6 protein-coding genes and 2 tRNA genes are annotated in these 9,435 nt (G+C 63.8%); 6 read left to right on the forward strand and 2 right to left on the reverse strand.

What is annotated here, in order from left to right:
- Window positions 1-20: 20 nt before the first annotated feature.
- Complete coding sequence (locus tag ACE3QM_RS17440) at window positions 21-1,613, reverse strand: NAD+ synthase (RefSeq protein ID WP_374423646.1); 1,593 nt, start codon at window positions 1,611-1,613, stop codon at window positions 21-23.
- 74 nt (window positions 1,614-1,687) lie between these two features.
- Between ACE3QM_RS17440 and ACE3QM_RS17445 the strand changes: the two genes are divergently transcribed.
- The 3 genes from ACE3QM_RS17445 (at window position 1,688) to ACE3QM_RS17455 (ending at window position 3,138) form a co-directional block, all read left to right on the forward strand.
- Window positions 1,688-2,821, forward strand: coding sequence for a GNAT family N-acetyltransferase (locus ACE3QM_RS17445; protein WP_374423648.1), 1,134 nt, complete (start codon window positions 1,688-1,690; stop codon window positions 2,819-2,821).
- A gap of 62 nt (window positions 2,822-2,883) precedes the next feature.
- Window positions 2,884-2,974, forward strand: a tRNA-Ser gene (locus tag ACE3QM_RS17450).
- Window positions 2,975-3,047: 73 nt separating this feature from the next.
- A tRNA-Ser gene (locus ACE3QM_RS17455) sits at window positions 3,048-3,138 on the forward strand.
- 55 nt (window positions 3,139-3,193) lie between these two features.
- Here the strand turns inward: ACE3QM_RS17455 and ACE3QM_RS17460 are convergent.
- Window positions 3,194-3,631 carry an acyl-CoA thioesterase gene (locus ACE3QM_RS17460; protein ID WP_374423650.1) on the reverse strand — a complete coding sequence of 146 codons (438 nt, stop codon included), beginning with the start codon at window positions 3,629-3,631 and terminating at the stop codon, window positions 3,194-3,196.
- Window positions 3,632-3,928: 297 nt separating this feature from the next.
- On the opposite strand from ACE3QM_RS17460, the gene ACE3QM_RS17465 reads away from it, so the two are divergent.
- The 3 genes from ACE3QM_RS17465 to ACE3QM_RS17475 all read left to right on the forward strand — a co-directional run bounded on the left by ACE3QM_RS17465 (window position 3,929) and on the right by ACE3QM_RS17475 (window position 9,304).
- Window positions 3,929-4,684, forward strand: a complete 756-nt coding sequence (locus tag ACE3QM_RS17465) for a substrate-binding periplasmic protein (RefSeq protein WP_374423652.1) — start codon at window positions 3,929-3,931, stop codon at window positions 4,682-4,684.
- 380 nt (window positions 4,685-5,064) lie between these two features.
- On the forward strand, window positions 5,065-6,159 hold the full coding sequence (locus ACE3QM_RS17470; protein ID WP_231462403.1) for an efflux RND transporter periplasmic adaptor subunit: 1,095 nt from the start codon (window positions 5,065-5,067) through the stop codon (window positions 6,157-6,159).
- 10 nt (window positions 6,160-6,169) lie between these two features.
- The gene (locus ACE3QM_RS17475) at window positions 6,170-9,304 is read left to right on the forward strand and encodes an efflux RND transporter permease subunit (protein WP_374423655.1); all 3,135 of its coding nucleotides are present in this window, start codon (window positions 6,170-6,172) and stop codon (window positions 9,302-9,304) included.
- The last annotated feature ends 131 nt before the right edge of the window (window positions 9,305-9,435 follow it).

Below are 9,435 nucleotides of genomic sequence, written 5' to 3' on the forward strand. Positions count from 1 at the left end.
TCATGTCGTCCGTCGCGGACTTAGCTGAATTTATTGGTGATCGGGTAGCGCCAGTCCTTGCCGAAACCGCGATGGGTGACGCGCGGCCCCACCGGCGCCTGGCGGCGCTTGTATTCGTTGATCTTCAGCAGGCGCACCACGCGGCGCACATCGGCCTCGGCATAGCCTTCGGCGATGATGGCGTCGGCGGACAGGTTTTCCTCGACATAGCGCGCCATGATGGCGTCCAGCACCTCATAGGGCGGCAGGCTGTCCTGATCGGTCTGGTCCGGCCGCAGCTCGGCCGACGGCGGCCGGGTGATGATGCGCTCGGGGATGATCTCGCCTTGCAGATTGCGCCAGCGGCACAGTTCGAACACCAGGGTCTTGGCCACGTCCTTGAGCACGGCGAAGCCGCCGGCCATGTCGCCGTACAGGGTGCAGTAGCCGGTGGTCATTTCCGATTTGTTGCCGGTGGTGAGCACCAGCTTGCCGCTCTTGTTGGACAGCGCCATCAGCAGGGTGCCGCGGATGCGCGCCTGCAGGTTTTCCTCGGTGGTGTCCTCGGCCAGGCCGGCGAAGCTGGGCGCCAGCGCTTGCACGAAGCTTTCATACATCGGCCAGATTTCGATTTCCTCGTATTTCACGCCCAGGCGGTTCACCATGTCACGGGAATCGGTCACCGAGATATCGGCGGTATAGCGCGAGGGCATCATCACCGCGTGCACCTTGTCCGCGCCCAGCGCGTCCACCGCCACCGCCAGCGTCAGCGCGGAGTCTATGCCGCCGGACAGGCCCAGCAGCGCGCCGGGGAAGCCGTTTTTGCCGATGTAGTCGCGCACGCCGGTCACCAGGGTGCGGTAGACGCTTTCCAGCGGGCCGGGCAGCGTCGCCTTGGCGCCGGGCAGCAGATCGCCGCCGTCGAAATCGACGATCAGCAGTTCGTCGTCGTAGGCTGCGGCCTGGGCCACCACTTCGCCGGCGCGGTTGACGGCGAAGGAGGCGCCGTCGAACACCAGTTCGTCCTGGCCGCCGGTCAGGTTGACGTAGGCGAAGGGCAGGCCGGTTTCCTCGGCGCGGTAGCGCAGCGCTGCGTGGCGGGTTTCTATCTTGTTGCGATGGAAGGGCGAGGCGTTGAGCACCACCACCACGTCGGCGCCGGCGTCGGCGGCTTCGGCGGCCGGGTCCACCGACCAGACGTCCTCGCAGATCAGCACGCCCACCTTGGCATCGCCCTGCTGGAACACCAGCGGCGCGGCCCCGGGAGTGAAGTAGCGGCATTCGTCGAATACTTCGTCATTGGGCAGCTGCATCTTGTGATACTGGCCCAGGCGGTTGCCGTCGCGCAGCACGGTGGCGGCGTTGAAGCGTTCCGCGCCCATGCGCGCCGGGTGGCCGATCACCAGGGTGATGCCGTCCAGTTCCAGCAGCTCGTCCAATGCCTGTCCGCAGGCGCGGTAAAAACTGTCGCGCAGCAGCAGGTCTTCCGGGCTGTAGCCGGTCAGCGCCAGTTCCGGCGTGACCAACACGTCGGCGCCCTGGGCGATGGCGGCATGGGCGAGGTCGAGGATTTTGCGGGTGTTGCCGGTGATATCGCCGACAACGGGGTTGAACTGGGCGAGCGCGATACGCATCTTGATAGGGAACCGAATGTTTCGAGATAGATGGAATTTTACCTGATAGATGGCGCAAATGCCCGAGAGGAATCATGGTGTCACTGCAACTGCGTGAGGGAGTGGGCGCCTGGAGCGCGGAACAATGGGCCGCGCTGGAGGCGGGCGGCAATCTGTTCACGGCTTGGCGCTGGCTGCAGGCGCTGGAACAAGCCGGCTGCGTGGGCGAGGCCAGCGGCTGGCTGCCCTTGCCGCTGAGTCTGGAGCTGGATGGGGAATTGCGCGCCTTGGCGCCGGCCTATTTGAAGCGGCATCCGCGCGGCGAATACGTGTTCGACTGGGCCTGGGCCGAGGCCTATGCCCGCGCCGGCCTGGACTATTATCCCAAGCTGGTGGTGGCTTCGCCGTTCAGCCCGGTGAGTGGCCGCCGCTTGCTGGGCGACGCGGCGGCCTGGCCGCAGTTGATCGCCGGTCTGGAGCAGGTGGTGGAGGAGCATGGCCTGTCGTCGGCCCATGTGCTGTTTCCCTCCGACGAAGAGGCGCGCGCCCTGGAGGAGGCCGGCTGGCTATTGCGCGAGGGCGTGCAGTTCCACTGGCGCAACCGCGGCTATGCCGACTTCGACGCCTTCCTGGCCACGCTGAGCCGCGACAAGCGCAAGAAGATCCGCCAGGAGCGGCGCAAGGTGGCCGAGGCCGGCGTCAGGGTGAGGACATTGCGCGGCGAGGCGATCAGCGCCGAGGACTGGGCGTTGTTCTACCGCTGCTACCGGCAGACCTATCTGGAGCGCCGCTCCGCGCCCTATCTGAATCCGGCCTTCTTCGCGCTGCTGGCGGAGCGGCTGGGGCCGCATTGCCTGATGTTCGTCGCCGAGCGCGACGGCGCGCCGCTGGCGGCCAGCCTGTGCCTGGTGCAGAACGGTGTGCTGTATGGGCGATACTGGGGCGCGCTGGCCGATATTCCCTGCCTGCATTTCGAGCTGTGTTATTACCAGGGCCTGGAGTATGCGATCCGCGCCGGCCTGCATTGTTTCGAGGGCGGCGCGCAGGGCGAGCACAAGCTGGCGCGCGGCTTTGAGCCGGAGCGCACCTGGTCCGCCCATTATATTGCCGATCCGCGTTTTCGCGGCGCGATAGCCGGCTGGCTGCGGCGCGAGCGGGAAGGGGTGGACGAGTATGTCGACACGCTTTTTTCTCATTCCGCTTACAAAACACTTGCGCCGGATGAGTAGGGCTTATATACTGCGCAGCCTCTGTGAACGAAACGCCAAGCGCCTTGTTTCACAGGGATTCTGGAGAGGTGGATGAGTGGTTTAAGTCGCACGCCTGGAAAGCGTGTTTAGGGTAATACCCTAACGGGGGTTCGAATCCCCCCCTCTCCGCCAGAATTGACAAAAACTGCCCTGGCGGTTTTTTTATTGCTCCGGTTCCGCCGGCGCAAACTAGCAAGACACCTCCGGAGAGGTGGATGAGTGGTTTAAGTCGCACGCCTGGAAAGCGTGTTTAGGGTAATACCCTAACGGGGGTTCGAATCCCCCCCTCTCCGCCAAAGCAAGCAAAAAGCCCTGACTTTTCAGTCAGGGCTTTTTCGCGTCTGGCGCTTCTCAATCCAGCGCCTGAAAATCCTCGGTGCGCTCGGCCCAAGCGAAGATGGCGCCCAATTCCGGCGGCGGAGTGGTCAGCTTGCGCAGTGTCAGGTCTATCCATGAGCCGCTGATCTCGTGGCGCGCCGCCAGGCGGCCGTCTTCCTTATAAATCTCGTGGCGGATGCAGAAGCGCTTGCTATCCTGGCTCAGGGCGGCAATGGCCAGCCGCACGTGGATGCGCTCGCTCAGCCGCAGTTCCTTGAAATACTCGGTCCACTCTTTGAAAATGACCGGGCCGAAACCCTGGGCCTGAAATTGCTCGAAACCGAAACCCTGGCCGCGCAGCCATTCGATGCGGGCATGGGTGCAGAAATCGGCATAGGCGGTATGGCGGACATGCTGGTTGGCGTCGCAGTCGGACCAGCGCACTTCTAGCGGGTGGCAAAACGGTTCCAAGCCAATCTCCTTGAGCAGCAGCGGTTTAGCGCATGAAGGGCGGGGGTGGATTCATGATCTTGGCATTGCCTGCGCGCGAGGGTCAAGCGCTTTGCCGTGACAATCGGGCCAAGAACCGCTCAAACCTGGAAAGTCCGCTGTTGCCACTCGGGGCTCGTGCGTACGATCTCGCTCTGGCGCGCGAGACTTTGAACAGGCTCTGAGAACGTGGTGGATCATGAATTGTTGATATTAAGTAATGCATGGGTGGTGTCAACCCACGGCCGGGAGGGAGCTATGCCTGCGTGGTTTGCAGCAATGCTGTGTTCGGCCCTGCTGGCCGCCGAGGCGCTGGCGGGGCCTGGTCTGCTCATTGCCGTCGAGGACGATTGGCCGCCGTATTCCGCGCGCGGCGCGGTCAGCTCGGCGCCGCGGGGGCTGGCGCCGCAACTGGTGCGCGAGGCCTTCCGTCGCCAGGGCGTGGCGGTTAGCTTCGTCACCGTGCCATTTGCGCGCTGCCTGATGCTGGCGCGTGTCGGCCGGGCGGCGGGCTGCCTTAGCGTTACCATTACCGATGACAATCGCGAGCAGTTCTGGTGGCATCAAACGCCGATGTTCACCGAAGAGCTGGCCATTTTCGCGCGCGCCGCCAGCGGCGATGCCGGCCTGGGCCTGAAAGACCTGATTGGCCGGCGGGTGGGCATCACCCAGGATTACACCTATCCCAGTGCCTTTTATCGCGACGTAAGGATTATGAAATCGGTGGCGGCCTCGGATGAGGACTTGATACGCATGCTGCTGGCGCGGCGCGTGGATTATGTGTTGATGAACGCGCTACCCGGGCAGTTGCGCATCCGCGGCAACCCCGATGCCGCCGGCAGAGTCCGCAAGGTGGGCAGCATCAGCCAGGATGGCTTCTGGCTGGCATTTTCCAAGGCCAGGGCGCAGGGGCGGGAGAGCGCGGCGCAGTTGGAGGCGGGCTTGCGCGCAATGCGCAAGGACGGTAGTTACGCCAGCATGCTGCTCAAAGTTGATTCCGGAATGAAGGCGGACGCCCCATCACGGACCGATTAATGCTGCCGTGGCATTGCCTAATGCAGAACTGGGTCACGGCGGATATTTCCGGTCAGTCCCGGCGCGGTGGTCTCTCTTCGTGATAATGATATTGAATATCATTCACATTAATTTACATAGTTTCGATGTGAATTTACCCGCAATTTACAAAAACGCAGATTTTCCAAAAAAACACTTCATAACAGGCTGTTCTAATGGGCGACGCTTCAAGTTGCTGCGAACAGCCTTGCCCGCTCTCGTGGCATAGATCCGTTCATAACAAGCGACAAAGCCTCCGCTTGCGCCTGGGTTGCCCGCCCATTCCACATCCCCGCTCATATGGAGAAATCATAATGCGCTATTCGTCGCGGCATGTATTGTCGCTTGTCCTGATATTATCCATGCCGGCCTGGCTGGCCGCTTGCGGCTCGCCGTCGCAACCCGTGGCGGCCGTGCCGCAAGTCACGGTGGAGACCGCGACGCCCGGCGACGTGCCCATGGTGATGGAACTGGTGGGTGAAACCGCCGGTTACCGCGATATTGAAGTGCGTGCCCGCGTCGGCGGCATCCTGCTCAAGCGCACTTATGTGGAAGGCCAGCCGGTGAAGCAGGGGCAGGCCTTGTTCCAGATCGACCCCGCGCCGTACCAGGCGCAGCTGGAGCAGGCCAAGGGCGCGCAGGCGCAGCAATTGGCCGCCTTGCAAAAAGCCAGCGCCGACCTGGAGCGCATCCGCCCGCTGTATCGCGAGCAGGCGGTGGCGCGCATGGATTACGACAACGCGGTGTCCGCGCTCAATAACGCCAAGGCGGCCAAGCAGGCCGCCGACGCCAAGGTCAAGGAAGCCCAGCTCAATCTGGATTACACTCGGGTCGTCGCGCCGATTCCAGGCCTGACCAGCAAGCAGGTGCAATCCGAGGGCAGCTTGATCCGCGTGGATGCCACCGAGCCGCTGACCACGATTTCCCAGCTCAATCCCATCTACGTCAATTTTTCCATTTCCGAGCAGGATAGCCTCGACTATCAACACAGTCTGGCCACTGGGCAGGTGAACTCGGGGCGGCAGGCAGGCTTGCCGGTGCGCATCCGCCTGGCCGACGGCCGGACGTACGCGCAGAACGGCGAGCTGGATTTCCGCGACAATCGCGTCGATCCCAAAACCGGCACCATCAGCGCGCGCGCTCAATTTCCCAATGCGGCCGGACAATTGCTGCCTGGCCAGTTCGTGCGCGTGATGCTGGACCTGGGCATGCGCAAGAATGTGCTGACCGTGCCGGAGCAGGCCATAGTCCAGGCCCAGGCCGATACCCAGCTAATGGTGGTGGGGGCCGATGACAAGGTACAGGCCAAGACGGTCAAGCTGGGCGCCCAGGTGGGTGGGCGGATGGTGGTCGAGTCCGGCCTCAAGGCCGGTGAGCGGGTGATTGTCGATGGCCTGATGCAGGCCAGGCCCGGTGCCATGGTCAAGCCGATGACCGCCGCGCCGGCCAAGGCGTGAGGGGCTGACCATGTTCTCGCGTTTCTTCATCAACCGGCCCATCTTCGCCAGCGTGCTGTCCATCGTCATCGTGCTGGCCGGCCTGGCCGCCTTGCGCGCGCTGCCGGTGGAGCAGTATCCGCAAATCGTGCCGGCCGTGGTGTCGGTGTCGGCCAACTATCCGGGCGCCACGCCGCAGACCATCGCGGAAACGGTGGCCGCGCCGTTGGAGCAGCAGCTCAACGGCGTGGAAAACATGCTCTACATGCAATCCAGCGCCGCCTCCAACGGCCAGCTCAGCCTGAATGTCTATTTCACCGTGGGCACCGATCCGGACCAAGCCACCATCGATGTCAACAATCGGGTGCAGGCGGCGATGAAGCAGTTGCCGGACGAGGTGCAGCGCCAGGGCGTCACCGTGCGCAAGAAGTCCACCTCGGTGCTCAGCGTGATTTCCATCGGCTCGCCCAATGGCCAGTATGACCGCAACTACTTGTCCAACTACGCGCTGCTCAATGTGATGGACGAACTCAAGCGCATTCCCGGGGTGGGCGATGTGTCCATGATGGGCGGCACCGATTACGCGATGCGGCTGTGGCTGCGGCCGGACCGCATGGCGCAGCTGGGGTTGACGCCGTCCGATGTGGCCGCGGCGGTGCGCGAGCAGAACGCCCAGTTCGCCGCCGGCAAGATCGGCGCCCAGCCCACCAGCGCGGCGATCAACTTCACCTATACCGTCAATGCCAAGGGCCGGCTCAGCGAGCCCAAGGAGTTCGAGAACATCATCGTGCGCTCGATGCCGGATGGTTCCAAGATCCGGGTCAAGGATGTGGCGCGCGTGGAACTGGGCGGCAACGATTACGATGTGACCAGCATGCGCAATGGCAAGCCCAGCGTCGGCATCAGCACCTATCTGCAGCCCAACGCCAACGCGCTCCAGGTGTCCGCCGCCATCGCCGCCAAGATGGAGGAGCTCAAGGTCCGCTTCCCAGCCGGGGTGGACTACGCCATTCCCTTCGACACCACCAAATTCGTCAAGGTATCTATCAACGAGGTGATCAAGACCCTGGCCGAGGCCATGGTGCTGGTATTCCTGGTGGTCTATCTGTTCCTGCAGAATTTCCGCGCCACGCTGATTCCCTGCGTGGCGGTGCCGGTGTCGCTGATCGGCACTTTCGCCGGCATGCTGCTGCTGGGCTTTTCCATCAATCTGCTGACGCTGTTCGGCATGGTGCTGGCCATCGGCATCGTGGTGGACGATGCCATCGTGGTGTTGGAAAACGTCGAGCGCATCATGAGCGAGCGCCGCTGTAGCGCCAAGGAGGCCGCTGTCCTGGCGATGCAGGAGGTGTCCGGCGCCTTGGTGGCCATCGTGCTGGTATTGTGCGCGGTGTTCCTGCCAGTGGCCTTCATGGGCGGCATGACCGGGGTGATGTATCAGCAGTTCGCCGTCACCATCGCCATGTCGGTGATCATTTCCGGCATCGTCGCGCTGACGCTGACCCCAGCCTTGTGCGCCTTGCTGCTCAAACCCGGCCATCACCAGCCACCGCGCTTTTTCCGGTGGTTCAACCACGTGTTCGAGCGGATAACCAGTCGTTACGTGTCGGGGGTCTCCTTTCTCAACCGCCGCGTCGGCGTCGCTTGCGGCCTGATCGCCATCGTGCTGGCCGCCACCGTGGGCCTGTATCAGAAAGTGCCGGGCTCGCTGGTGCCCAATGAGGACATGGGCACGCTGTTCGCCAACACCGCCTTGCCGGACGCGGCCGCGCTGACCCGCACAGCCAAGGCCACCGCCGAGTTCGACCGGCTGATGCTGGCCAATCCCAATGTGGAAAATGTCACCACCTTCACGGGTTTTGACATCCTGTCCGGCTCCAAGCAGACCAATCGCGGCACCAGTTTCATCACGCTGAAGGATTGGGATCAGCGCAAGGGCAAGGGCGAGGACGCTGCCTCCGTGGCCGCCGAGTTCAACCGCCTGGGCCGCAGCTTGCAGGCCGGGGTGATGAGCGCTTTCAGCCCGGCGCCCATCATCGGCATGTCCACCACTGGCGGCCTGGAAGCGTATTTGCAGGATCGCGGCGGCCAAGGCTCGCAAAAGCTGAGCCAGGCAACGGAAAAGTTGCTGACGGCGGCGCGGCAGCGGCCGGAGTTCGCCAGCGTGGCCACCACCTTCCGTGCCGATGTGCCGCAGAAGTATCTGGACCTGGACCGCGAGAAGGCCAAGGCGCTAGGCGTGGACATCACCCAGGTGTTCGACACCCTGCAAGCGACTTTCGGCCAGCTCTACGTCAACGACTTCAACAAGTTCGGCCGCACTTACAAGGTGCAGTTGCAGTCCGAGGCGGACTTCCGCGCCCGGCCGCAGGACATCGCCAATATCTATGTGCGCTCCACCGAAGGCGTGATGGTGCCCTTGTCCAGCCTGGTGCAGGTTAAATCCAGCTTCGGGCCCGAGCTGGTGGATCGCTTCAATGTCTTCAACGCCGCCAAGATTCTGGCCCAGCCGGCGCCCGGCGTCAGTTCCGGCCAAGCGATACGTGCGCTGGAAGAACTGGCCAGCCAGAGCTTGGACAAGGACTACGCGCTGGCCTGGAGTGGCAGCGCCTACCAGGAAAAACTGGCCGGCGGCACCGCCGCCACCGCCTTCCTGTTCGGCATTCTGATGGTGTTCCTGATCCTGGCCGCGCAGTACGAGCGCTGGAGCCTGCCGCTGGCGGTGGTGACCTCGGTGCCGTTCGCGCTGTTCGGCGCCTTGCTTGCCGCTGTCATCGGTCAGCAGGACAACAACGTCTATTTCCAGATCGGCGTGGTCACCCTGGTGGGCCTGGCGGCCAAGAACGCCATCCTGATCGTGGAGTTCGCGGTGCAACAGCGCCAGCAGGGCTTGTCGCTGATGGACGCCGCGCTGGAGGCGGCGCGGCTGCGTTTCCGTCCCATCGTGATGACCTCGCTGGCCTTCATCCTGGGCTGCGTGCCGCTGGTGATTTCCAGCGGCGCCGGCTCCGCCAGCCGCCGCGCGCTGGGCACCCCGGTGGTGGGCGGCATGTTGGCCGCCACTTTCATCGCTACCTTCTTCGTGCCGCTGTTCTTCCGCCTGATCATGCAGGCGTCGGAGCGGCGCAAAGCGCCGGCGACGGCGGAGGAGGGTGGCGATGCTTAAACGCGCGCTGATGCCCTCATTGCTGGCGCTGGCGCTGAGCGCTTGCGCGGTCGGCCCCGACTACAGCCGCCCCAGACTGGAGCTGCCGGACAGCGCCCAGGCCCAGAACCCGGCCATCGCCATGGACTGGT

It is taken from the genome of Chromobacterium sp., assembly GCF_041912965.1.
In the GTDB taxonomy this organism is placed as follows: Bacteria; Pseudomonadota; Gammaproteobacteria; order Burkholderiales; family Chromobacteriaceae; genus Chromobacterium; species Chromobacterium aquaticum.